Origin of the sequence: Streptomyces sp. S.PB5 (genome assembly GCF_030403745.1) — a bacterium.
GTDB lineage: Bacteria > Actinomycetota > Actinomycetes > Streptomycetales > Streptomycetaceae > Streptomyces.
The window spans coordinates 385,678-407,655 of sequence record NZ_JAQMWP010000007.1 but is presented as its reverse complement, the minus strand read 5'-3'; the positions used below and the strand labels follow the sequence as shown (position 1 = coordinate 407,655).

At 71.7% G+C, this 21,978-nt stretch carries 22 protein-coding genes and 3 pseudogenes; 15 read left to right on the top strand and 10 right to left on the bottom strand.

Annotation, left to right across the window (positions count from 1 at the left end):
* The first annotated feature begins 97 nt into the window (after positions 1-97).
* The gene (locus tag PH203_RS20750; protein ID WP_289921741.1) at positions 98-1,144 is read left to right on the top strand and encodes an acyl-CoA dehydrogenase family protein; all 1,047 of its coding nucleotides are present in this window, start codon (positions 98-100) and stop codon (positions 1,142-1,144) included.
* On the opposite strand, the gene PH203_RS20745 is transcribed toward PH203_RS20750, so the two are convergent.
* From PH203_RS20745 to PH203_RS49690, 3 genes are all read right to left on the bottom strand, one after another.
* Positions 1,141-2,286, bottom strand: coding sequence for an LLM class flavin-dependent oxidoreductase (locus PH203_RS20745; protein ID WP_289921740.1), 1,146 nt, complete (start codon positions 2,284-2,286; stop codon positions 1,141-1,143). The genes PH203_RS20750 and PH203_RS20745 overlap by 4 nt on opposite strands.
* A gap of 29 nt (positions 2,287-2,315) precedes the next feature.
* A complete protein-coding gene (locus PH203_RS20740; protein WP_289921913.1) occupies positions 2,316-2,618 on the bottom strand; it encodes a hypothetical protein in 303 nt (100 codons plus the stop codon).
* 120 nt (positions 2,619-2,738) lie between these two features.
* On the bottom strand, positions 2,739-2,816 hold the full coding sequence (locus PH203_RS49690) for a putative leader peptide (RefSeq protein WP_353962852.1): 78 nt from the start codon (positions 2,814-2,816) through the stop codon (positions 2,739-2,741).
* A 144-nt stretch (positions 2,817-2,960) separates the two neighbouring features.
* Here PH203_RS49690 and PH203_RS20735 point away from each other — a divergent pair, with 144 nt between their 5' ends.
* The gene (locus PH203_RS20735) at positions 2,961-3,860 is read left to right on the top strand and encodes a LysR family transcriptional regulator (protein ID WP_289921739.1); all 900 of its coding nucleotides are present in this window, start codon (positions 2,961-2,963) and stop codon (positions 3,858-3,860) included.
* A 4-nt stretch (positions 3,861-3,864) separates the two neighbouring features.
* On the opposite strand, the gene PH203_RS20730 is transcribed toward PH203_RS20735, so the two are convergent.
* Positions 3,865-4,053, bottom strand: a complete 189-nt coding sequence (locus PH203_RS20730) for a hypothetical protein (RefSeq protein WP_289921737.1) — start codon at positions 4,051-4,053, stop codon at positions 3,865-3,867.
* 192 nt (positions 4,054-4,245) lie between these two features.
* On the opposite strand from PH203_RS20730, the pseudogene PH203_RS49685 reads away from it, so the two are divergent.
* From PH203_RS49685 to PH203_RS20720, 3 genes and pseudogenes are all read left to right on the top strand, one after another.
* Positions 4,246-4,362: pseudogene (locus PH203_RS49685) on the top strand (NAD-dependent epimerase/dehydratase family protein); the annotation flags it as partial.
* 29 nt (positions 4,363-4,391) lie between these two features.
* Positions 4,392-4,763, top strand: a pseudogene (locus PH203_RS20725) (DUF2867 domain-containing protein); the annotation flags it as partial.
* Positions 4,764-4,796: 33 nt separating this feature from the next.
* On the top strand, positions 4,797-6,170 hold the full coding sequence (locus PH203_RS20720; RefSeq protein WP_289921736.1) for a deoxyribodipyrimidine photo-lyase: 1,374 nt from the start codon (positions 4,797-4,799) through the stop codon (positions 6,168-6,170).
* 40 nt (positions 6,171-6,210) lie between these two features.
* On the opposite strand, the gene PH203_RS20715 is transcribed toward PH203_RS20720, so the two are convergent.
* A complete protein-coding gene (locus tag PH203_RS20715; protein WP_289921735.1) occupies positions 6,211-7,233 on the bottom strand; it encodes a MerR family transcriptional regulator in 1,023 nt (340 codons plus the stop codon).
* Positions 7,234-7,335: 102 nt separating this feature from the next.
* Between PH203_RS20715 and PH203_RS20710 the strand changes: the two genes are divergently transcribed.
* From PH203_RS20710 to PH203_RS20700, 3 genes are all read left to right on the top strand, one after another.
* Positions 7,336-7,947, top strand: a complete 612-nt coding sequence (locus PH203_RS20710) for a sigma-70 family RNA polymerase sigma factor (RefSeq protein ID WP_289921733.1) — start codon at positions 7,336-7,338, stop codon at positions 7,945-7,947.
* 156 nt (positions 7,948-8,103) lie between these two features.
* Positions 8,104-8,544 (top strand): SPW repeat protein, encoded by a 441-nt coding sequence (locus tag PH203_RS20705; protein ID WP_289921731.1) that lies wholly within the window; start codon positions 8,104-8,106, stop codon positions 8,542-8,544.
* Positions 8,545-8,664: 120 nt separating this feature from the next.
* Entirely contained in the window at positions 8,665-9,210 is a 546-nt protein-coding gene (locus PH203_RS20700) for a hypothetical protein (RefSeq protein WP_289921730.1), read from the top strand.
* Here PH203_RS20700 and PH203_RS20695 read toward each other — a convergent pair.
* Positions 9,203-9,772: pseudogene (locus tag PH203_RS20695) on the bottom strand (hypothetical protein); the annotation flags it as partial. The gene PH203_RS20700 and the pseudogene PH203_RS20695 overlap by 8 nt on opposite strands.
* Before the next feature lie 142 nt (positions 9,773-9,914).
* Between PH203_RS20695 and PH203_RS20690 the strand changes: the two are divergent.
* Positions 9,915-10,187 (top strand): GlsB/YeaQ/YmgE family stress response membrane protein, encoded by a 273-nt coding sequence (locus PH203_RS20690; RefSeq protein ID WP_289921729.1) that lies wholly within the window; start codon positions 9,915-9,917, stop codon positions 10,185-10,187.
* Positions 10,188-10,346: 159 nt separating this feature from the next.
* Here PH203_RS20690 and PH203_RS20685 read toward each other — a convergent pair whose 3' ends face one another.
* On the bottom strand, positions 10,347-11,261 hold the full coding sequence (locus PH203_RS20685; protein ID WP_289921728.1) for an NAD(P)-dependent oxidoreductase: 915 nt from the start codon (positions 11,259-11,261) through the stop codon (positions 10,347-10,349).
* Positions 11,262-11,319: 58 nt separating this feature from the next.
* Entirely contained in the window at positions 11,320-12,096 is a 777-nt protein-coding gene (locus tag PH203_RS20680) for a GNAT family N-acetyltransferase (protein ID WP_289921726.1), read from the bottom strand.
* Positions 12,097-12,239: 143 nt separating this feature from the next.
* Between PH203_RS20680 and PH203_RS20675 the strand changes: the two genes are divergently transcribed.
* The 3 genes from PH203_RS20675 (at position 12,240) to PH203_RS20665 (ending at position 17,866) form a co-directional block, all read left to right on the top strand.
* On the top strand, positions 12,240-12,719 hold the full coding sequence (locus PH203_RS20675; protein WP_289921724.1) for a nucleoside deaminase: 480 nt from the start codon (positions 12,240-12,242) through the stop codon (positions 12,717-12,719).
* 130 nt (positions 12,720-12,849) lie between these two features.
* Positions 12,850-17,127: an aminotransferase class I/II-fold pyridoxal phosphate-dependent enzyme gene (locus tag PH203_RS20670; protein WP_289921722.1), complete on the top strand. Its 4,278-nt coding sequence runs from the start codon at positions 12,850-12,852 to the stop codon at positions 17,125-17,127.
* 7 nt (positions 17,128-17,134) lie between these two features.
* Positions 17,135-17,866 (top strand): class I SAM-dependent methyltransferase, encoded by a 732-nt coding sequence (locus PH203_RS20665; protein WP_289921720.1) that lies wholly within the window; start codon positions 17,135-17,137, stop codon positions 17,864-17,866.
* 65 nt (positions 17,867-17,931) lie between these two features.
* On the opposite strand, the gene PH203_RS20660 is transcribed toward PH203_RS20665, so the two are convergent.
* Positions 17,932-18,576 (bottom strand): chaplin, encoded by a 645-nt coding sequence (locus PH203_RS20660; RefSeq protein ID WP_289921717.1) that lies wholly within the window; start codon positions 18,574-18,576, stop codon positions 17,932-17,934.
* A gap of 311 nt (positions 18,577-18,887) precedes the next feature.
* Between PH203_RS20660 and PH203_RS20655 the strand changes: the two genes are divergently transcribed.
* Positions 18,888-20,519: an alpha/beta hydrolase gene (locus PH203_RS20655; protein WP_289921901.1), complete on the top strand. Its 1,632-nt coding sequence runs from the start codon at positions 18,888-18,890 to the stop codon at positions 20,517-20,519.
* Positions 20,516-21,007 (top strand): DUF4232 domain-containing protein, encoded by a 492-nt coding sequence (locus PH203_RS20650; protein ID WP_289921715.1) that lies wholly within the window; start codon positions 20,516-20,518, stop codon positions 21,005-21,007. The genes PH203_RS20655 and PH203_RS20650 overlap by 4 nt, the downstream gene beginning before the upstream one ends.
* 34 nt (positions 21,008-21,041) lie before the next feature.
* Here PH203_RS20650 and PH203_RS20645 read toward each other — a convergent pair whose 3' ends face one another.
* Entirely contained in the window at positions 21,042-21,467 is a 426-nt protein-coding gene (locus tag PH203_RS20645; protein WP_289921714.1) for a MarR family winged helix-turn-helix transcriptional regulator, read from the bottom strand.
* A gap of 79 nt (positions 21,468-21,546) precedes the next feature.
* Here PH203_RS20645 and PH203_RS20640 point away from each other — a divergent pair, with 79 nt between their 5' ends.
* On the top strand, positions 21,547-21,978 hold the full coding sequence (locus tag PH203_RS20640) for a PaaI family thioesterase (protein WP_289921711.1): 432 nt from the start codon (positions 21,547-21,549) through the stop codon (positions 21,976-21,978).

Sequence of the window (21,978 nt, the reverse complement as noted above, 5' to 3'; positions counted from 1 at the left end):
ACGTCCTCCTTGGCGCCGTGTCCTTCTCTCAGCTCCTACACGAACGGCACACCCCCGGATCGACACCGCGCACGACGACATCGGGAGAATCTTTTCCATGACCATCGCACCGCACCCGCTCGTCGTCCGCACCCAGGAGCTCGCCGTCCGTCTCCTCGCCCCGCAGGCGGCCCAGGTCGACCGGGCAGAGGTGCCCGCAAGCCATGTCGAGGCGATCAGGAAGTCGGGGCTGCTCGGGGTGAGCGCACCGCAGGAGTACGGCGGAGCGGGCGCCCCCGACTCGGTGGCGCGGGAGATCCAGGAGATCCTCGCCGGGGCGTGCTGCTCGACCTGGTTCGTGCAGACCCAGCACCACACTCCGGTGCGGATGCTGGCGAAGTCCGAACTCCCGGTGCGGGAGCGCCTGTTGGGACCGCTGGCCGCCGGCGGGCTGCTGGCCGGGATCGCGTACGCGCATGTCCGCGCCTTCCCTCGCGTCCCGGTCCGGGCCACGGCCGAGCGGGGCGGCTGGCGGTTCGACGGGACCGTGCCCTGGTACACGGGCTGGGGCCTGAACGACGTCATGCTGCTCGCGGGCGTGACCGGCTCCGACGAGATCGTCTTCGCCTTCGCCGACGCCCGCGAACAGCCGGGGATGCGCGCCTCGGAGCCGATGCGGCTGGCCGCGCTCACGGCCGCCCGTACGGTCTCCCTGGACCTGGACGGCCTGTGGCTGCCGGAGGAGAGCGTGGTGCTGTGCACTCCGCAGGAGAAATTCGCCCTCCTGGACATCCCACGGAGCACGAACACCTCCCCGGCCGTCTTCGGGGTGGCGTACGCCGCGCTGCGCGTGCTGGAGTCCGGCGGCGGGGCGGGGACGGCTCAGGAGCTGCGCGGCCAGGTCGACGAGGTGCGGCGGCGGGCGTACGAACTGGCCGATCACCCCGTCGCGCACGAGCACGTCGAGGAACGGCTCGCGCTCAAGACCCGCTCGTACGACCTGATGCGCGCGGCCACGACGGCGGCGGTCGTGGCCGGGGGCGGCCGCACCATGGACGTACGCCATCCCGCGCAACGGCTGTTCCGGGAGGGGATGTTCCTGCTGGTCCAGGGGCAGACGTCGGTGGTGCGGCGGGCGCATCTGGGCGCGCTCGGCTCCGACTAGCTCGCGAACGGCACCTGCGCCGAAGGGGCTTCCTCCGTCGCGAACGGGTGCCGCCACAGGCCCTCCGCGGCGAGCCTCGGGAGCACGCCCTCGCCGAACCAGTACGCCTCCTCCAGGTGCGGATAACCGGAGAGGACGAACTCCTCGATGCCGAGGGCGTGGTACTCCTTGATCCGCTCGGCCACCTCGTCGTGGCTGCCGACCAGGGCGGTGCCCGCGCCGCCGCGGACCAGGCCGATGCCGGCCCAGAGGTTGGGGTGGATCTCCAGGGTGTCGCGGCTGCCGCCGCTGTGCAGGGCGAGCATCCGCTGCTGTCCCTCGGACTCGCTGCGGGCGAGCCCGGCCTGCACCGACTTGACGGTCTCCGGGTCGAAGACCTCCAGGAGCCGGTTCGCTTCCGCCCACGCCTGCTCGGAGGTGTCGCGGGTGATGACGTGCAGGCGGATGCCGAAGCGGAGGGTGCGGCCGTGCCGGGCGGCCAGGCCCCGGATCCAGGCGATCTTCTCGGCGACAGCGGCCGGCGGCTCACCCCAGGTGAGGTACACGTCGACGTACTTCGCCGCGACCTCGCCGGCGATCGGCGACGAACCACCGAAGTACACCTCGGGTACCGGGTCGGGCACCCGGGCCAGCCTGGCGTCCTCGACCTGAAGGTGTTCGCCCTTCAGATCGACCGCCTTGCCCTCCCACAACCCCCGTACGACGTCCAGGAATTCGCCGGTACGACGGTAGCGGTCGTCCTTGTCGAGGAAATCGCCGTAGGCCCGCTGCTCATGGCTCTCGCCGCCCGTGACGACGTTGAGGAGCAGGCGTCCGCCGGTCTGCCGCTGGAAAGTGGACGCCATCTGCGCGGCGAGGGTCGGTGAGACGAAGCCGGGGCGGAAGGCGACCAGGAACTTCAGGCGCTCGGTGTTCTGGCTGACCATCGCGGTGGTCAGCCACGCGTCCTCGCACCAGGCACCGGTCGGGGTGAGCGCGCCGACGAAACCGAGGTCCTCGGCGGCGCGGGCGATCTGGCTCAGATAGGCGACCGTCGGCGGCCGGTCCCGTCCGGAGGCGGTGGCGGGGGTGCCGTGGCCGCCGCCGACGACGTGGCGGCTGTCGCCGTTGGTGGGCAGGAACCAGTGGAAGGTGAGGGACACGTGGGGGTCTCCGATCGGGGTCTTCGTGGTCAGAGCAGACCGTGGCGCGGTGGCCTGCCCGACCCGCTGGAAGATCCGGCACATCGGCCGGTATGTGCTGGGCGGCACCACGTGGAGCGGGACTTCTCGCGGGTGTTGGCGGCGGCCGTCCTCAGGGCGCCGCCCGCGATGCCCAGGCAGAAGTTGACGAAGACCAGCTGGATGGCGGGGACGTTGAGGCCGAAGCCCCAGTCGGTGCGCTGTTCGATCTTGCCGGCGACGAGGCCACCGCTGACGTCGGGGACCCGGTAGGCGAATTTCACGGGCTCTGCTTTGACGGGCTCTGCGGGCACGCGGAACTCCTGTTGCGGAATGTTTCCGGGCACGCCGAATTCAGGAGATGCGCGAGCGCGGTCAACGCGGTGAATTCAGGCGGGAAAGAAGGAGAGAAGGCGGCGGAACCTGAGAGATGATCAGGCCGCGGGGCAACAGGAGGCGCTGGAGACGCGTGCGAGGTCGACATGGCGTCGCCGCGTGAGGTCCAGTCGCATCTTCATGCCGTCGATCGTCGCAGCCCCCGGCGAGCAGCGTCAAGGAGAACCCGGCCGGTCTCGTATCCCGGACCATTGAATTTCACGAACGTGTGACAGGGAAACCCTTCAACAGCCCGGGAAACCGCCCGCATTCTGCAGGGCGTGCGTACCGAACAACTGGAATACATCGCGGCCGTGACCCGGCTCGGTTCGCTGCGCCGGGCCGCCGAGGAACTGCGCCTTTCCCAGCCCGCGTTGAGCGAGACGGTGCGGAATCTGGAGCGCGAGCTGGGCGTGGATCTCCTGGAGCGCAAACGCTCGGGCGCGACGATGAGCACGGAGGGCCGGGAGCTGCTGCCGCACATCATCAATGTGCTGGACGCGGTGGACCGGCTCAGGTCCGCCGCGGGCGAGCAGTACCGCATCAGCAGGATGGTGCGGGTGGGCACGGTGAACGCGGCGACCGTGCCGCTGCTGATCCCGGCGGTGCGGGAGTTCCGTGCCACGCATCCGGTCACCCAGGTCGAGGTGGTCGGCGCCCGGCAGACCGACATCCACCGCGCGCTGTCGGAGGGCGGTTTCGACCTCGGCCTCGTCAACCATCCGGAGGGCGACGACGTGCCGGCCGGGCTTGAGGGCACGGAGCTGCTGTGCGGCCGCCCGGTGGTGTGTCTGCGGCCGGACAGCCCGCCGGCCGCACGAACCGCCCTGTCGGTGACCGACCTGCTGGAGGCGCCGCTCATCGCGACGCGCTCGGGCTATGTCATGCACCGTTACGTGCACCGGCTCCTGGACGGCCGGGCGCCCTCGTTCTCGTACTCCACCGACGGCGCCGAGATGGGCAAGCTGATGATGGCGGAGGGGCTCGGGGTGACGGTGCTGCCCGACTTCAGCGTGATCGACGATCCGCTGGTGCGGTGCGGGATGATCACCCATCGCCCGATCGCCGGGGACTCGACCCGGGTCCTGCTGATGCTCCAGCGCCGCCGGGCCGATCCCGTACCGCGGGCGGTCCAGGATCTGCACGATGTGTTCGTGGCGCGGGCGCGAGTGCTGAGCTGAACGCTCAGGACTCGTCCTGCGACTCCACGACGACCAGGAACGCGTCCTGCTTCAGGTCCATCACGACCGTCGCCGGCTCACCCTCCTCACGTAGCTCGGCCGCGTACTCCTCCGCCGGCCACGATCCGCGCGGAGCTCCCGCCGGGAACCGCTCCAACACCTTCGCGCCCATAGCGGCAGACACCTCCAGCATCGACCTTCGAATCGGGACTACGACCTCTCGTCGTAGCACTTCGCCTGCCCGCAACCGGCTCCTCCATGTCCGGCCGGACCGAACCCGTCGGCGTCCGCACGGAACAAGCGGAGGAAGGAGTCACTGCATCCGGGACGGCTCCGCCCGTGGAAGTGATCACAGGGGGACGTCGACACGGAGGACCGAGAACGGATGAACGCCGAGGAAACCGGACCCGGGCCGCGCTGTCTGGTGACCGGCGCCACGGGATACATCGGAGGCAGACTCGTCCCCGAGCTGCTGGCCGCGGGGTACCGGGTGCGCTGTCTCGCCCGGTCCCCCGGCAGGCTGCGGGACCACCCCTGGCCTGGGCCGTGCGCGGCCGCCTGGACCGGCTGGTGGGCGGCGTCGGACTGCGCCGTGGCCGCCGTGACGCGGCCCGGCTGCGGACCGGTGACTCGCTGGACTTCTGGCGGGTGGAGGAGATCGAGCCGGGGCGTCTGCTGCGGCTGCGGGCGGAGATGCGGCTGCCGGGCCTCGCCTGGCTGGAGATGTACGCCGAGACCGACGAGGACGACCGAACCCGCTATCGCCAGCGAGCCCTGTTCCATCCGCACGGCCTGCTCGGCCACGTCTACTGGTGGAGCGTGTCCCCCTTCCACGCCGTGGTGTTCGGCGGGATGGCCCGCAACATCGCACGGACCGCGGCCCACCCTTCCCCCACCGGCTGACCCCCGCCCCGCCCCTCCCCCGGAGCCCGCACCATGACCGTCTCCCTCGTCCTGTTCACCTCCGACCTGCGCCTCCACGACCACCCGCCGCTGCGGGCCGCGAACGACGCCGCCCAGGTGATCCCCCTCTTCGTACGCGACCGAGGAGTCACCGACGCCGGGTTCGCCGCACCGAACCGGCTGGCCTTCCTGGCCGACTGTCTGCGGGACCTCGACGCGGGACTGCACGAGCGGGGCGGCCGTCTGGTGGTCCGCTCAGGTGATGTCGTGGCGGAGGTCTGCAAGGTGGCCGCCGAGACGGACGCCGACGAGGTGCACATGGCGGCGGACGTCAGTGCCTACGCGCACCGGCGCGAACGGCGGCTGCGACGTGCGCTGGAGGCGGAGGGCCGTCGGCTCCATGTCCACGACACGGTCACCTCGGCGGTCCCGCCGGGCACGGTGGCCCCCGTCTCCTCGGACCACTTCGCCGTGTTCACCCCGTACTTCCGGCACTGGAGCGGCGTCCCCCTGCGCGAGCCCGTCGCGGCCCCGCGGGCGGTACGGGTCCCGGACGGCGTCGGCTCGGAGCCCCTGCCCGGCCGCGGCGGGATGCCGGGGCTCTCGCAGGGCCTGGCGCCCGGCGGGGAAGCGGCGGGGCGGGCCCGGCTGGCGTCCTGGCTGCGCGACGGCCTCACCTCCTACGAGGAGCGCCACGACGACCTGGCCGGCGATGCCACCTCGCGCTTCTCCCCGCACCTCCACTTCGGCACCCTCTCCCCGGTCGAACTGGTCCACCGGGCGCGCAAGGCGGGAGGCCCGGGCGCCGAGGCCTTCGTACGACAGCTCGCCTGGCGCGACTTCCACCGCCAGGTCCTCGCGGCGCGCCCCGCCGCCGCCAGTGCCGACTACCGCACGAAACACGACCGTTGGCGGTCCGAGGAATCCGCGCGGGCGGACATCGAGGCATGGAAGGAGGGGCGCACCGGCTTCCCGGTGGTCGACGCGGCGATGCGCCAACTGCGCCACGAGGGCTGGATGCACAACCGCGGCCGGCTGCTCACCGCGAGTTTCCTGACCAAGACGCTGTACGTCGACTGGCGTGTCGGCGCCCGGCACTTCCTGGAGCTCCTGGTCGACGGCGACCTCGCCGACAACCAGCTCAACTGGCAGTGGATGGCGGGCACCGGCACCGACTCCCGCCCCAACCGGGTGCTCAACCCGGTCACCCAGGCCAAGCGGTACGACCCGGACGGCGCCTACGTCCGGCGCTGGGTGCCCGAACTGGCGGGCCTCGACGCCCGTTCGGTGCACGAGCCGTGGAAGCTGCGCGGGCTGGACCGTGCCGCCATCGACGACTACCCGGACCCGATCGTCGAACTGTCCGACGGCCTGGCCCGGTTCAAGCGGGCGCGGGGACTCGACTGACGCGGCCCGCCCCGCCGACGACGGAGACCGGCCCGCGGCGTCAATGCCGGTCGTCCGGGCCCGAGACCGCGCCGGCCAGGGTTCCGACCGCGTCCTTGAGGGTCGCTGGCCGCAGCAGGTCGCGGGTCGCGCGGCCGGACCAGCCCGGGCCGCCCAGCACGACCACGGGCCGACTGCGGGCGCCCCTGATGCCCCAGGAGGTGTCGGCGACATGCCGGGCCAGAGACGGGCTCGCGGTGGAGCGGGCCTGCGCCCACAGGAACACCGCCACGGGCCCCAGCCGCCGCACCGCCGCGGCAAGGGCCTCGCCGGGCACCGCCGCACCGAACATCCTGGTGGGCAGGCCGAGTTCACCCAGTGCGGCGTTGAGCGCCTCGATCGGCAGGGTGTGCTGTTCACCGGGCACACAGGCCAGCAGGACGGGGCCGGCGGCCGGGCTCGCGCCCTGCCGTGCGGCGGACGGTGTGCACCGGCGCAGGACGGTCGACACGTACCAGGACAGCAGATGCTCGACCTCCACGTAACGGTCGCCGGAGGACGCCCACTTGCGCCCCACCGCGTGCAGCGTGGGCACCATCACCTCCTGCCAGGCGACGGTCACTCCGTACCGTTCCACGGCGGTTTCGAGCTGCCGCTCGACCTCGGATGCGTCGAGCCGTACGGCGGCCCGTGCGAGGCCCCGGCACTCCTGGCGCACGTCGCCGAGCGGGAGGGTGCCCGCGGCGCGCGAACGCGCACGGGGCTGCCGGGGTTCGTCGACTTCGGGCGGCGCGGAGTCCGTCGCCCGCTTGGCGAGGCGCGCCGCCTCGGCCGGCGGCACCCCCGACGCGGTCAGCCGGCACATCCGCTCCAGTACTTCCACGTCCCCGGAGCTCCAGCGGCGGTGGCGTCCGTCGGCCCGCACGGCGGGTCCGATGCCGTACCGGCGGTCCCAGGAACGCAGCGTGGTGGGCGAGACCCCGAGGCGCCGGGCCAGCGCACCGGTCGTCAGGGCCGCGTCGGCGGTCTCCGAGGCGCGGTCCGGTGGGTCCTGCGGCGCCGGTTCGACCGGCGGCTCAGTCATGGGGCGACTATACGACGCAGAATCGATGCGAGTTGCCGGCCGGGCTCGGCCACTCCCACGATGGGGCGACCGGACGACATCCCGACCGGAGGAGCGGTCGCCATGAGCCAGCAGCACCACGTCACGCTCGCGTCCGCCGCCGTATCCCCTTGGGCACCGGCGGAGGAGTCGTACGCCGACGAGGAGCTCGCCCGGGGCCTGGTGGCCGGTGACGAGGCATGCCTGGAAGCGGCCTACCACCGCTGGTCGACGCTGGTGCGCACCCTCGCCTGGCGTTCCCTGGGCGACCGCGGCGAGGCCGAGGACGTGACCCAGCAGGTGTTCCTCGGGGTATGGCGGGGCCGCGCCGGGTTCCGTCCCGAGCGGGGCACGATCGGCGGGTGGATCGTCGGCATCACCAGGCGGAAGATCGCCGACGCGCTCACCGCCCGGACCCGCCGCGCCGACCTCCTCGCCGCCGCCGGTTCCTCCCTGGCGCTCGCCGATCCCGCCGCAGGACATCCCGAGTCGACCCTGGGCCGGGTCATCGTCCGGCAGGAGCTGGCGAAGCTGCCGTCGGCCCAGCAGAAGGTCCTGAAGCTGGCCTTCTACGCCGACCTGACCCAGCCCCAGATCGCGGCGTGCACGGGCTGGCCGCTGGGCACGGTCAAGAGCCACGCGCGGCGCGGACTCCACCGGCTGCACCTCCGCCTGCGCGAGGAGGGGTTCGGCTGACGAAGCAGCACGACCGCCTCCGGGGCGAGTCGGTGCTCCCCGGAGGCCATCCGACCTCTACACATAAGGGAAAAATAAGAGCAGAATGTATCTACGCGGCGCTTACCGCATACCGCACAAGACGCGGTCTGGCCTGCGAGTCAAAGGAGACGAGTCATGGCCAACGTCTCGCCCACCAGAGGTGACATGACCAGCCACCCTGATGTTTCCGAAATGCGGGCACGGTACGCCCGTATGCTCGGCGGTCGCGATGTGGCGCTCGTGGACGGACCGGTGTTCCTGCTCGGTCTGTACTGCGCCGTATCCCCCTGGATACTCCACTACACGACGAGCCAGCCCGCCCTGGTGCCCCACAACCTGATCGTGGGCATCGCGATCGGCCTGCTGGCCCTCGGATTCACCCAGACCCCGGAGCGCATGTACGGCCTGAGCTGGGCCTTCTGCGCGGTCGGCGTGTGGATGATCGTGTCGCCGTGGATCGTCGGCGACAGCCCGGACGCCGGTGTCGTCCTGAACAACGTCATCATCGGCGCCCTGGCGGTGATCCTGGGGCTGATGTGCACCGGTACGGCGGCGAAGAGCGCCCCCAGGCCGTAGGAACACCCGGAGAGGAAGACATCCCGGCCGGTCCGCACCCCGCGGACCGGCCGCCCTCAGTGACCTCGACGTCACGAAAACGAGTGTCCAGAGACACGCGCCGGCTGCCACGCTCCCTCCATGGATCACTCCGAGGTGCTGCTCATCGGCGGCCGTGCCGGTGTCGGCAAGACGAGCGTGGGGTGGGAGGTCTCGGCGCGGCTGCGGGCCGCGCAGGTCGCCCATGCGGTGATCGACGGCGACTTCATGGGGCAGGTGCACCCCGCGCCCGAGGGGGACCCGCATCGGGCGGTGATCGGCGAGCGCAACCTGGCCGCCGTGTGGGGCAATTACGCCGAGCTCGGCTACCGACGGCTCGTGTACGTGAACACGGTGAGCGTCCTGGACGAGGCGACGGGAATGTTCCGGCGGGTGATGGGCGACTCCGTGCGGATCGTACGGGTCCTGCTCACCGCGACCGACGAGACGACCGAACGTCGGCTGAGCGGGCGGGAGTTGGGGTCCGAGCTGGCGGCGGAGCTGCGGAACAGCGCACGTAAGGCACGGATGCTGGACGAACGTGCGCCCGTCGGCACCTTACGGGTGGTGACCGACGGGCGCACGGTGATCGGCGTCGCGGCCGAAGTCGTTGCCGCGACCGGTTGGATTCCGGCGAGCGTCAGCTGACGTTCAGTGCCGTGCCGTCGATGACGAACGACGTCTGGAGCGTGGCGTCGTAAGCGATGCTGGTCGCGGTCTCGGCGGTGTCGACGTGCAGATGGAAGCCGAGGGTGGCGGAGGTGCAGGCCGACGGGATGGTCACCGACCGGGACAGGGTGTCGGTGTGCGCGGAGCCGTAGCCGACGAGCCAGGCGCGGTAGGAGCCGGTGCGGGCGGACTGGCTGCTGGAGTTGGTGATCACTCCGCTGGTCGTGGCCCAGGGGGAACTGCCCGACTCGAAACCGTTGTCGCCCAGGAGCTGGGCGGCGGTGCCTGTGCCGCCGCCACCCCCGCCACCACCGTCGTCGCCGCTGCCTCCGGAGAGCCATCCGCTGGCGTTCAGGGTGAGGGCAGCGTCTTCAGGCTGTAGTCACCGGTCTTCTGCAGCGCCACGCCCCACGAGGAGATGGCCCCCGTCCAGTCCGTCTCGCCGGCGGGCGAGGCGTCCTCGCCCAGCGGGGGCGGGCCGGCTGGTGGAGATGATCCAGTCGGCGTTCCCGGCCGTCTCGGCATGGACGTTGTCGAACAGGAATGGAGGAGCTGAGCAGGCATCACTTCGGGCAACGGACGGAGCTCGACCTCGCGTTGACCCGTCGTTGAAGTCGCACGGAGTGTGCGGGCCCTTCGGGGGCATCCGCACTACTGCGGGGGTCTTGAGAAGAGGGGCTGAGATGGAGATCTCGGGCATCATCAGTGCCATCGTGATCGGCATCGTGATCGGTGTGCTCGGCCGGCTCGTGGTACCGGGCCGTCAGCGCATCGGAATTCTGCTGACCATCGTCGTCGGCATCGTGGCGGCGCTGCTCGGCTCGGCGATCGCCGCGGGCTTCGACGTGGCGGACACCAACGGTGTCGACTGGGTCGAGTGGCTCATCCAGATCGGCCTCGCCGCGCTCGGCGTCGCCGCTCTGGACCGGTCGAGGGGATCGCGGGCCCGCCGCTGAGGGGCGCCACCGGTACGACGTGGTTCCCGTCGAGGGAGTGGTCGGGCGGCCACCGTCTTCGCGGCTCACCGCCCGACCCGGACCCCGCCGGGTTCCCGGACGACATCTTCAACGCGCCGGGTCGCACCCCACGACTGCCCGTCTCGGCCACGCCCGCGCTCAGACCTGCGCCGCACGCAGCGCGGCGAGTCCCTCATGGCTCGACGCGTACACCGGCGTCCAGCCCAGCTCGCGCTCGGCCTTGGCGATGGAGACCCGCAGCGACGACGCCACCATCACCTGCGCGTACGACATCGGCCGCATCATCCACAGCGGTACGGTCATCGGCTTCGGCAGCCCGAACTCCTCGGCCACGCGCACGACATGGGCCCGGAACCCCATGGGGGTGCGGTCCGCGATGTTGTACGCCTGCCCCGGGCGACCGTGTTCGACGGCGGCGGCCATCGCGCGCCCCGCGTCGCTGAGCTCGATCCACGGCAGGACCCGGCCGCGGTCCGCGGGGAGGGGCAGCCCACGCTTGCGGAGCATGGGCAGCAGGTTCTCGGTGCCGCCGGGGCCGTAGAAGGCGCCGTAGCGCAGGGCGACGCCCTCCAGCCCGGCGGCCTCGAAGGTCAGCTGCTCCTTGGTCCGCATGCCGGCCAGGTGCCGTTCCAGCTCCGGGTCGTCGCCCCGCGGGCCGAAGGTGTCGTCCTCGGTGACCTCCCGGTCGCCGTGGTCGCCGTAGCCGTAGCCGAAGACCATCGACTCGGAGACGAAGCGGCGGGCGCCGGTGGCCCGGGCGGCCTCGATCAGGTGGGCGGTGCCCTCGATGCGCAGCGCGTCGGTGGCATACATGTCGCGGTGGCGCGTGGGGGCCTTGCGCAGGGCGGTCGCGGCGTGGATCACCGTGTCGAAGTGGTGGCCGTCGACGGCCCGCAACAGGGCGTCGCGGTCCATGAGGTCGGCCCGGATGCCGTTGTCCCGGCCGCGGCCGAGCGCGGTCACCTTGTGGCCGGCCTCGGTGAGGGCCCGGGTGATGTGGCGGCCGAGGACTCCGGTGGCGCCGGCGAGGAGGATGCTCTGGTTCGTCGTCATGTCATTGCGACGGACCGGGCGACCGAGGATGTGACATCCCCCGAGAACACGACCTGGGTCACGGTGTGTACAGGTACGGCGTCGTCGTGGTCAGCGGCTCGAAGCCGAGACGCTCCAGGATGGGGCGGCTGGTGGGCAGAGCGTCGACCTGGAGGTAGCGGTAGCCGCGCTCGAGGGCCTCGCGGGCCCTGAGGGCGACCAGGGCACGGTAGATGCCGCGGCCGCGCCAGGCCTCGACGGTGCCGCCGCCCCACAGACCGGCGAACCGGGTGCCGGGCACCAGCTCCATCCGGGCCGCGCTGACGGGGGTGTCCCCGGCCAGGGCGACGACGGCGACCACGGTGTCCGGGTCGGCGGTGAGCTGGGCGAGCAGCTGGTGGCGCAGCCGGGTGCTGTCGGTGCCGAAGGCCGCCTCGTGCACGTCCGCCACGAGGTCGACGCCCGCCCGGTCGGTGACCGGCAGGACGCGGATGCCCTCGGGCGGTCCGGCATCGAGGGTCAGATCGGCGACCTCGCCGATCATCAGGGTCTCCTCGGGCTGTGCGGTGAACCCGGCCGTCCTGAGCCGCTGTCCGAGGTCCACCGGCAGGTCGTGCCCGTACAGCTTCCACTCGAACTCGCGGCCGAGCCCGGAGTAGTACGCGATCTGCTCGGCGATCGCCGCGTCGGCGTCGCCGTCGTCCAGGTCGGACCAGACCACGCCGTTCCAGCCCTGCTCGGAGGAGAGCTGGCGGACCACCTTGCCGACCCGCTCGATCCGGGACTCGGGGCTGTCCGGCTGAGCGCCTTCGCGCATGTCCCGGTCGTACAGGGCGAGTACCGCGGCATGATCCATGAGCTCACTCCAGCACCAGGAGCAGCGTGAGGCAACACCTTTCCGAGCCGTGGTCCACCTGTCGTGCCGCTTCTTCCCGGCCGGCCGGGGACGGACATAGGGTGCGGGGTCGAAGATCACGCCGCGAGGGAGGGCCGTAGGCCATGGTCGTGAAGGACAGCGAGCTGCCGTATCTGCGGCGTTGTGTGGAGCTGGCCGCCGAGGCCCTGGAGGCGGGGGACGAGCCGTTCGGTTCGGTGCTGGTGGGGGCGGGCGGCGAGGTGCTCGCCGAGGACCACAACCGGGTGGCCTCCGGGGACCGCACCCGTCATCCCGAGTTCGAGCTGGCGCGCTGGTCGGCGGCGCACCTGACGCCCGGGGAGCGGGCGGCGGCGACCGTCTACACCTCCGGTGAGCACTGTCCGATGTGCGCGGCCGCGCACGCCTGGGTGGGCCTCGGCCGGATCGTGTACGTGGCCTCCTCCGGGCAACTGGCCGAGTGGCTCGGCGAGTTGGGGGTCCCGGCGCCGCCGCTGCGGACCCTGTCCGTGCATGAGGTGGCACCCGGCGTGATCGTGGACGGTCCAGTGCCCGAGCTCGCCGAGGAGGTGCACGCACTGCACCGGCGCTTCCACCTCGGGTAGCCGTCTGTGATCTCGGGATGCAGCGGTCCGGGGGCGGTGCCTACGATCGAAATGGATCCCGGACCAGGTGGACGGCCCGGTCTCCTCCACAGGGGGGAGGCGCTTGCCCTTGCTGCCGGTACATCGGCTGATGACGGCCCATATCGCGTTGGTCGCCGTCGCCACCGCCGTCTACATGACGGTCCCCCGTGCGCTCGCACCGGTGTGGGCCGTCATCGGACTCGCCGGTGTCGCCGCCGTACTCATCGGTAGCCATGTGCACCGCCCCGCTCACCGCTGGCCCTGGTGGGTGCTCGCGGCAGGTCTGCTGACCTTCATCGCGGGAGACACGTACTACAACGTCATGGAGGAGTACTTTCACGCCTCCAACCCCTTCCCCTCCCCCGCCGACGCCCTCTATCTGGCCACCTATCCGCTCTTCGCCATCGGCCTGTCCGGGCTGGTCCGCTACCGCTGGGACGGCCACGACCTGCCCAGTCTGCTGGACGCACTGATCTTCACCGGGGGCCTCGGGCTGCCGGTGTGGGTCTATCTGGTGCAGCCGCTCAGCGAGCTGGAGGGGATGACCTGGCAGCAGCGGGCGATCAGCATCGCCTATCCGCTCGGCGACATCCTCGTCCTCGCCCTGCTGGCCCGCATGCTCACCTCCAGCACCGTGGACGGCCACAACCAGTCGGTCCGGCTGCTGGTGGTCGGCACGGTGACACTGCTCGGCTTCGACATCGCCTACGGGATGCTGCAGCTGCACGGGATGTGGCAGGCGGGCACCCTCATCGACACCGGGTGGATCGTCTTCTACACGGCCTGGGGCCTGGCCGCCCTGCATCCCTCCATGGTCGAGCTGACCACCGCCGTGCCGCAGAAGGAGACCCTGCTGCCGAGGCCGCGCCGGCTGGTCATGCTCACCGTGGCGACCCTCATCGCACCGGGGATCCTGCTGTACGAGGGAATGACGGGCGCGGCGCACCACGCCCCCGTCATCGCCGCCTTCTCCGGGGTGCTGTTCCTGCTGGTCATCCTGCGCCTCGCGGGAATGGTCGTGGCCCACCGCAAGGCGGTGGCGCGGGAACTCGCGCTGCGCCGGGCGGGCGCCTCATTGGTCTCGGCGGTACGGCAGGAGGAGGTCGCCCGGTCGTGCGAGGCGGCCGTCGACACCCTGCTGGGCCCCGCGGTCAGCCACCGCACCCTGCTCCTCCCCGCCGACCGGGTGGCGGAACTCGCCACGGGCAGCGCCCGGATCCTGCCCTCCGACGAGCTGAGCTCCGACATCGCCGGCCGCCTCGACGGCCACCCCGCCGTCCTGGCCTGCCCGATGACCTCGCCCGACCGTCCCACGGCGCACGTCCCGGGCGTGCTGCTGGTCGCCGGGCCGCCCGAGCCGCTCGCCGAGACCCGCGGCTCGCTGGAGATCCTCGCCGCGCACGCGGGCCTGGCCATGGAGCGGGTCGTGCTGCGCCAGGAGGTCGTGGCGCGGGAGAGCGAGGCCTATTTCCGCACGCTGGTGCGCAACACCTCCGACGTCATCCTGATCGTCGAGGACGACAACACCGTCCGGTACGCCAGTCCGTCCGCCGAGTCCGTCTTCGGCACCTCCGAGCTCGCCGGGGCCTCGCTGCCCGACCTGGTGGATCCCAGCGACCGCAACCGGGCGGCCCGGGAGCTGGCCGCCATCCGCGACAACGGGCCGCGCGCCACCCACGACCACTGGTGGGTGCGGCACCGGGACGGGCGGGTCGAGGTGGAGGTGCGGTGCAGCGACTTCCGGGACGAGCGCACCGTGGGCGGTCTGGTGGTCACCCTGCGGGACGTGACCGAGCAGCGGCGCCTGGAGCACGAGCTGACCCAGCGGGCCTTCCACGACTCGCTGACCGGTCTGCCCAACCGGACCCTGCTCCTGGAGCGCATCGAGCGCGCCCTGCTGCGCGGTCGGCGCGAGTCGTCCCTGACATGTCTGCTCTTCATCGACCTGGACGACTTCAAGCTGGTCAACGACACCCTCGGGCACTCGGCGGGCGACCATCTGCTGATCGCCGTCGGCAGCCGGCTGTCCAAGGCGCTGCGGCGCACGGACACGGCGGCCCGGCTCGGCGGTGACGAGTTCGCCGTCCTCATGGAGGACGCCCGTGAACCCCTGGACGCGGAACTGCTGGCGGCCCAGGTCATCCAGACGCTGACCCGGCCGTTCGTGCTGGGCGAGGAGTCGGTGACCGTGTCCGCCAGCGTGGGCGTGGCCACCGCGCGGGACAGCACCGACGCGGACGAGCTGCTCGGCCACGCCGACCTCGCCCTGTACGCGGCGAAGGCCGCCGGCAAGATGCAGTGGCGGCGCTTCCAGCCGCTGCTGCACACACGCATGGTCGAGCGGCACGATCTGCAGAGCCGGCTGGCCCGGGCGGTGGCCGACAAGGAGTTCGCGCTGCGCTACCAGCCGGTCGTGGACATCACCGCGGGCGAGGTCGTCGGCTTCGAGGCGCTGGTGCGCTGGCCCTCTCCGCACCACCAGGTCTCCCCCGAGCAGTTCATCTCGCTGGCCGAGGAGACCGGGCAGATCGCGGTGCTGGGGTCGTGGGTGCTGGAGAACGCCGTCCAGGACATCGCGGGGCTCCAGCGACTGCCGGTGCGCGGTAGCCCGCCGTACGTGAGTGTGAACGTCTCCGCCCGGCAGTTCCGGGACGCGGGGTTCGTGGATCAGGTGGGTGAGGCCCTGCGGACGCCCGGGCTCGCGCCCGGATCGCTGCAACTGGAGCTCACCGAGACCGTGTTGCTCCGGCACGACATGCAGATCCAGGGGGTGCTGCAGGCGCTCAAGGAGCTGGGTGTGCACATCGCGGTCGACGACTTCGGTACGGGCTTCTCCTCGCTGCGCTATCTGCGGGACTTCCCCATCGACGTACTGAAGATCGACAAGACGTTCATCGACGACATCACCCACGACCCCCAGCAGGTCGCGCTCGTCGAGGGCATCGTCCGTATCGCCGACACCCTCGGGATGCAGGTGATCGCCGAGGGGATCGAGGAGCCGGGGCAGCGGGATCTGCTGGCGGGCATGGGGTGCCGGTTCGGGCAGGGGTACCTCTTCGCCCGGCCGATGACGGTGGAGCAGAGCGAGCGGGTGCTGCGGCGACGGGACGGGAAGCGGTTCATGCCGACGGAGCCGGAGCCGCCGCACGGAGCCCCGCCGGTGCGCAGCGGGCGGGCGACCCGGTACGCGGACCTGGAGCATCTGCGGCGCACGTCGTTCATGAGCGACGCGGTCCTCGACGAGGTGCGGGGGCGGCACATCCGCAGCCGCGGCCACTGGCTGATCGACTTCGCCTCCTGCAACTACCTCGGGTTCGACTGGGATCCGGAGATCGCCGCCCGTATCGAGCCCGCGGTGCGCCGCTGGGGCACGCATCCGAGCTGGTCGCGGCTGATCGGCAGTCCGCGACTGTACCCCGAGATCGAGGAGCGGGTCACCGAACTGCTGGGCGCGCAGGACACGTTGCTGCTGCCGACGCTGACGCTCATCCACTCCTCCGTGATCCCGGTCCTCGCCGACGGCGGCCATGTCCTCGTCGAGGCGACCGCGCACCGGACCATGTACGACGGCTGTGTGGCAGCCCGTTCCCAGGGCGCCACCCTGCGCCGGTTCCACGCCGAACGGCCCGACGAACTGGACGAGTTGCTGGCCTCGGCCACCGGCAGCGGGCCCCGGCTGGTGTGTCTGGACGGCGTCAACAGCATGAGCGGCAACATCGCCGACCTGCCCGCCCTGACGGCCGTGTGCCGAGCCCGGGGCGCGACGCTCTACATCGACGACGCGCACGGCTTCGGGGTGATCGGCGAACGCGGACCTGACGAGTCGTGTCCGTACGGTTCGCGGGGCAACGGTGTGGTGCGGCACACCGGTGAGTCGTACGACGGGATCGTGCTCGCCGCCGGTTTCTCCAAGGCGTACTCCTCGCTGCTCGCGTTCGTGGCCCTGCCCACCGAGCTGAAGAACCGGCTGAAGACGGCTGCGGCGCCCTACCTCTACTCGGGCCCGTCGCCGACCGCGTCCCTGGCCACCGCGCTCGCCGGTCTCGACGCCAACGACCGGCGCGGTGACGGCATCCGGGCGGATCTGTACCGCAAGACGGTCCGGGTGCTGGACCACCTCGGCGACCTGGACGTGCGCACCCTCAACACCGACCGGCTGCCGATCCTGGAGATCCCCCTGGCCGACGCGGCCGATCTGGACGCGGTCGCCGCGTTCCTGTGGGAGGAGGGCATCTATGTGACGCTCGCCGCCTATCCCCTCGTACCTCGTGACCGGGTGGGTTTCCGGGTGCAGATCACCGCGGCCAACTCCGACGAGGACATCGACCGGCTGACCGCGACCCTGTCCCGGCTGGCCGCCCGCTTCCCGCTGCGGCCGAAGGGCTGAGCCGGCCATGACGACGCACAACGACGACGTGGACTGGGACAGTTGGCCGATCGCCGACTACCTCGCGGAGAACTACCGTGATCTGCACCCCTCGGACGCGGCGGTCATCGCCCATCACTCGGAGTTCTACCGGCGGTTCGCGCCGGGGAGCATCGGCCGCGCGGTGGAGTTCGGGGCGGGGCCCAACCTGTACCCGCTGATCCTCGCGGCCGCCGCGAGCCGCCGGATCGACGCGGTGGAGGCGGGAGCGGGCAACGTCGCCTATCTGGAACGGCAGATCCTGTGCGGGCCGGACGCGAGCTGGCTGCCGTTCCACGCGTTGTGCCGGCGGCTCAACCCCGGTCTGCCCGCGACACTGGCCCGCTCCCTCGCCCAGGTGCATGTCGTGCACGCCGACGTGCGGGAGCTCGAACCGGGCGGGTACGGCCTGGCGTCCATGCACTTCGTCGCCGAGGGCGCGACCGAGGACCGCGAGGAGTTCACGGAGTTCTGCCGGGCCTTCGTGCGGTGTGTGGCGCCTGGTGGGCATCTGGTGGCCGCGTTCATGGAGAACATGCCGACGTACCGGATAGGGCCCGCGTCCAGCTGGCCGGGATGTCCGGTGGACCCGGAGACCGTGGAGGCCGTGTTCACGCCTCTGACAAGGGAGTTGACGATCACGCGCATCGACTCCGACCCGACCCTCCCGGACTACGGGGACTCGGGGATGGTGCTGCTGACCGGGGTGGCCGGGGGGTGAGTGCCGGCGGAGGCCCCACCGGTCGCCGTCCGATGGGGCCTTCCGGCTCCCCGGGGAGAATGGGGTCAGCGTTCCGTCCGCGGGCGGAAACGACGGACCAGGGCCGCGCCGCCGAGGAGCAGCGCGGCGCTGCCCGCGAGGGCGGGGAGGGTCTGGTCCGCTCCCGTGCGGGCCAGCGAGGCCACCGGCTGCCGGGGCTCGGGAAGGGGCGCCTCGGGGCCGTGGTGCGGCTTCGGCGGGGCCGCGTCCGGCTTGGGTTCCGGCTTCACCGGGGTGTCCTGGGGCTCGTCGCCCGGGGTGTTCACGGACTCGTTGCCGGTGGCGGCGTTGCCGATGCCGACCACGCTCACGGTGTTGCCGGTGACGTTCACGGGGAGGTGGACCGGGAGCTGGACGCCGTTGCCGGAGACCACTCCCGGTGAATCCTTTCCGCTGCCCTGTGCGGCGGCACCGGGGGGCGCCGGGGTGTCCTCGCCGCCGTCGTTCACGCAGGTGTTGCCCGCGGCGGGGTTGAGCAGCCCCACCACGTTCACGGTGTTGCCGCAGACGTTCACCGGGACGTGCACCGGAAGCTGGATCGTGTTGCCGGAGCCGACTCCGGGCGAGCCGGCCGACTCGCCGTCCGCCGCGGAGGAGCCACCTGCCGCAAAGGCGGCGGTCACGGGCATCGTCACAGCCATCGCACCGGACACGGCGGCGACGGCGATCACACCGTTTCGGGTAACCCTTCTCATAGGTTCCCTGCCTTCCAGACTTGGTTCGCGGGCACTCACCCGCACCGCATAAAACGCAGGCGAACCATCCGAGTTATGGCTTATCAGCCTTTCACCCCATCGAGCGTCACGGTTATCGAACTAGTCGTAAAACCGTCGAATGCGTGCGTATGGAGCGGCTCAGGTGTGACACGGGAGGGGCGCAGGGTAAGGCAGTCCCCGCGGTCGCGCCCGTCCGGAGGCGGCGCCCGCAGGGGCCGCTTATCGTGATCGAGGGCGCTGTGATCGCGCCCCGCATGGAGGCATCGATGCTGGCCAAGCTGTCGAAGCGGCGCTGTGTGATCACTGCGGCGGTCGGCCTGGCTCTGCTGGTCGGGGCGCTGCCCACGACAGCGGCGGACCGCGACCGCTCCGAGCTGTCGCGGTTCTACGAGCAGAAGGTCACATGGTCGGGATGCCGGGGCATGGACGCGGCCACGGACCTCCAGTGCGGCAAGGTCACCGTCCCCCTCGACTACGCGAAACCGTCCTCGGGAACCCTCGATCTGGCGCTCGCACGCTATCGGTCGTACGGGAAGCCGAGAGGTTCTGTGTTGCTGAACTTCGGCGGTCCCGGCGCCGCCGGAGTGGGTGAACTGGCGGCCGACGGCGACGGGTTCATGGGCCTGGCCAAGGGCTACGACGTGGTGTCCTTCGATCCGCGCGGCGTCGGCCGGTCCTCACCGGTCAGCTGCGGGGACGGCACCGACGAGGCGCTGGCGGCGACGGAGGACGGGGACGATCCGCGGGCACTGCTGAGGCAGTTGCGGCGAGTGGCCGCCGCCTGTGCCGAGCACTCCGGTCCCGTGCTCCCCCACATCGGCACGGTCAACGCCTCCCGGGACATGGACATCATGCGTGCGGCGCTGGGCGACAGGAAGCTCAACTACCTCGGCTTCTCCTACGGAACCCGGCTGGGCGCGGTGTACGCGGCCCAATTCCCCGAGAAGGTGGGCCGGTTGGTGCTCGACGGGGTGGACACCCTGACCGAGCCGCTGACCGAGCAGAGCAGGGTGGGCGCCGAGGGGCAGCAGACCGCACTGGACGACTTCGTCGACTGGTGCACCGAGGACATCGCGTGCCCCTTCGGCCAGGACTCACGCAAGGCCCGGGAGCAGGTCGTACGGCTCGTCGACTCCCTCGACGAGGATCCGGTGCCGACCGACTGGGGCGACACCTTCTCCGGCCAGGACCTCGTGGGCGCCATCGGGCAGGCCCTGTACAGCAGGGAGCTGTGGCCGCTGCTGGAGCGGGCCGTCGCCCAACTCGTCGAGGACGGCGACACGCGGGGCATCGAGGCGTTCGCGTCGGGCGGGACGGCGCTCCCGCACCGCGCGGAGCCGGACCGTCCGAAGACCACCGGCGCGAAGACGGAAGGGGCGCGGACGGAAGGCGCGGAAACCGACGACCCGGGCACGCACGCCGGTCTCGCCGACGAGGACGAGGTCCCGCTGGACAACCTCCCGGCGGCCCTGATGGCGATCAACTGCGCCGACGACCCGGACCGCCCCACCGCCGACGCGATCGCCCGCGACCTCGGCCGGCTGCGCACCGAGTACGAGGAGGCCTCCCCCGTCTTCGGCCGCTACCGGCTCACCGAGGTGCTGACCTGCTACGGCCGCCCCAAGGGCACCGACTACATCCGCGAGGAGGTACGGGACGTCGACACCCCGAAGATGCTCCTGGTCGGCACCCGCGGCGACCCGGCGACGCCGTACCGCTGGACCGTGGAGACCGCTAAGCGGCTCGGCGACTCGGCGGTCGTGCTCGACAACAAGGGCGACGGGCACACCGGATACACCTCCTCCAGGTGCGTCCAGCGCAAGGTCGACGCCTTCCTGCTGTACGGCTCGCTGCCGCCGAGCGGGAGTTCGTGCGGGCCGGAGGAGGACGACCGGTGAGGTCGATCGCCGTCGCCGCCGCCCTGTTCCTGGCCGTCCCGGCGAGCCAGGCCACCGCCGCCACGATCCCGGCCCCCGCTTGCCGGGAGCAGGGGCTCGCGCTGCGGGCGTCGGCCGACGGTCCCGCCGTGGTCCGGGTCAGCGTGACCAACCGCGAGGGCCGCGCCTGCACGGTGAGCCGGGCTCCCGGCGTGACCTTCGAGAACCTCGACGGTTCGGCGCTCCCGGTGCCGAAGGGCGCGACGGGGCGCTACCGCCTCGGCCCGGGCGGCACCGCGTATGCGACCGTCCGCACCGTCGCCGACCCCATGGACCCCGAGGCCCGCCGCGTCGGAGCCCTCGCCGTCTCCGCCGACCCCGCCCACCGAGGCCGCGCCTTCGCGGCCGCCGAGCTCGGGACGGAGGACGCGATCCGGGTCTGGGAGCCGGTGACGAGCTGGTGGCAGCCGTCGGCGACCGCCGGGGACAGGGCGCTGGGCATCGACTGAACCCGCCCGCCTGACGGCCCTCGGGTCTTGCGGGTCAGACCTCCCAGTACGCGAGCCGCTTCAGAGCCGTCGCCGTCCCGTCGAAGCCGTCGTCGCCGAGGAGGTCGCGCACATCCGCGTTGAAGCGGTCGATCTCCGGCTGCGCCGCCTTCAGCGCCGCCTCCCCCGCCGACGTCAACTCCAGGACCACGGCCCGGTGTTGCAGCGGATGCGCCTGCCGCGACACCAGCCCTGCCATGGTGAGGCGCCCGACCAGCCCGGTCACGGCCGACTCCCGCAGACCGAGGGTCCGGGCGAGCTCCTGCTGGGTGATGCCGGGGCTGTCCTGTACGGCGAACAGCGCACCGAGCTGGGCGGTGGTGACACCGGCCGCGGCGAGGCAGCGCCGGTCCAGCGTGGTGCGCAGACGATGCGCCGCCCGCTGCAACAGGTAGTACAGACGCTGATCCGGCTCGGTCATGGGCCGATCTTGACAGACCGCACCGAGCCGCGCCACCCTCACTTCACTAGTGAAGTGAATGCGAGAGGTGGCTGCGCCGATGGATCTCGAACTCGCACGGAAGGCCCTCGCGGAGCAGCCCTTCAGCAGGCTGCTGGGCGCCCGTCTGACGGAGTTCGGAAACGGCGAGGCCACACTCGAAGTGGACATCCGGCAGGAGCTGCTCCAGCAGTACGGCTTCGTCCACGGCGGCGTGGTCTCCTACGCGGCCGACAACACCCTGACGCTCGCCGCGGCCACGGTCGTGGGCCCGGGGCTGATCACCTCCGGGTTCACCATCGACTATCTGCGCCCGGCGACGGGCGAGATCCTGCGCGCACACGCCGAGGTGGTACGGGCCGGCCGCACCCGGGTCGTCAGCCGCTGCGAGGTGAGCACGGTCGACACCTCCGGCACGCAGACCCTGTGCGCGGTGGCGCAGGGCAACATCGCGGTGATCGACTCGGCGGGCTCTCCCGGCGGCAGGGGCTAG

Bases quoted from the DNA above. Each gene is read 5' to 3' on its own strand.
- PH203_RS20665 (WP_289921720.1), top strand. From the start codon at position 17,135: ATGACGACGCACAACGACGACGTGGACTGGGACAGTTGGCCGATCGCC.
- PH203_RS20685 (WP_289921728.1), bottom strand. From the start codon at position 11,261: ATGACGACGAACCAGAGCATCCTCCTCGCCGGCGCCACCGGAGTCCTC.
- PH203_RS20710 (WP_289921733.1), top strand. From the start codon at position 7,336: ATGAGCCAGCAGCACCACGTCACGCTCGCGTCCGCCGCCGTATCCCCT.
- PH203_RS20680 (WP_289921726.1), bottom strand. From the start codon at position 12,096: ATGGATCATGCCGCGGTACTCGCCCTGTACGACCGGGACATGCGCGAA.
- PH203_RS20700 (WP_289921730.1), top strand. From the start codon at position 8,665: ATGGATCACTCCGAGGTGCTGCTCATCGGCGGCCGTGCCGGTGTCGGC.
- PH203_RS20730 (WP_289921737.1), bottom strand. From the start codon at position 4,053: ATGCTGGAGGTGTCTGCCGCTATGGGCGCGAAGGTGTTGGAGCGGTTC.
- PH203_RS20640 (WP_289921711.1), top strand. From the start codon at position 21,547: ATGGATCTCGAACTCGCACGGAAGGCCCTCGCGGAGCAGCCCTTCAGC.
- PH203_RS20715 (WP_289921735.1), bottom strand. From the start codon at position 7,233: ATGACTGAGCCGCCGGTCGAACCGGCGCCGCAGGACCCACCGGACCGC.
- PH203_RS20750 (WP_289921741.1), top strand. From the start codon at position 98: ATGACCATCGCACCGCACCCGCTCGTCGTCCGCACCCAGGAGCTCGCC.
- PH203_RS20675 (WP_289921724.1), top strand. From the start codon at position 12,240: ATGGTCGTGAAGGACAGCGAGCTGCCGTATCTGCGGCGTTGTGTGGAG.
- PH203_RS20655 (WP_289921901.1), top strand. From the start codon at position 18,888: ATGCTGGCCAAGCTGTCGAAGCGGCGCTGTGTGATCACTGCGGCGGTC.
- PH203_RS20720 (WP_289921736.1), top strand. From the start codon at position 4,797: ATGACCGTCTCCCTCGTCCTGTTCACCTCCGACCTGCGCCTCCACGAC.
- PH203_RS20705 (WP_289921731.1), top strand. From the start codon at position 8,104: ATGGCCAACGTCTCGCCCACCAGAGGTGACATGACCAGCCACCCTGAT.
- PH203_RS20645 (WP_289921714.1), bottom strand. From the start codon at position 21,467: ATGACCGAGCCGGATCAGCGTCTGTACTACCTGTTGCAGCGGGCGGCG.
- PH203_RS20670 (WP_289921722.1), top strand. From the start codon at position 12,850: ATGACGGCCCATATCGCGTTGGTCGCCGTCGCCACCGCCGTCTACATG.
- PH203_RS20690 (WP_289921729.1), top strand. From the start codon at position 9,915: ATGGAGATCTCGGGCATCATCAGTGCCATCGTGATCGGCATCGTGATC.
- PH203_RS49690 (WP_353962852.1), bottom strand. From the start codon at position 2,816: ATGCGACTGGACCTCACGCGGCGACGCCATGTCGACCTCGCACGCGTC.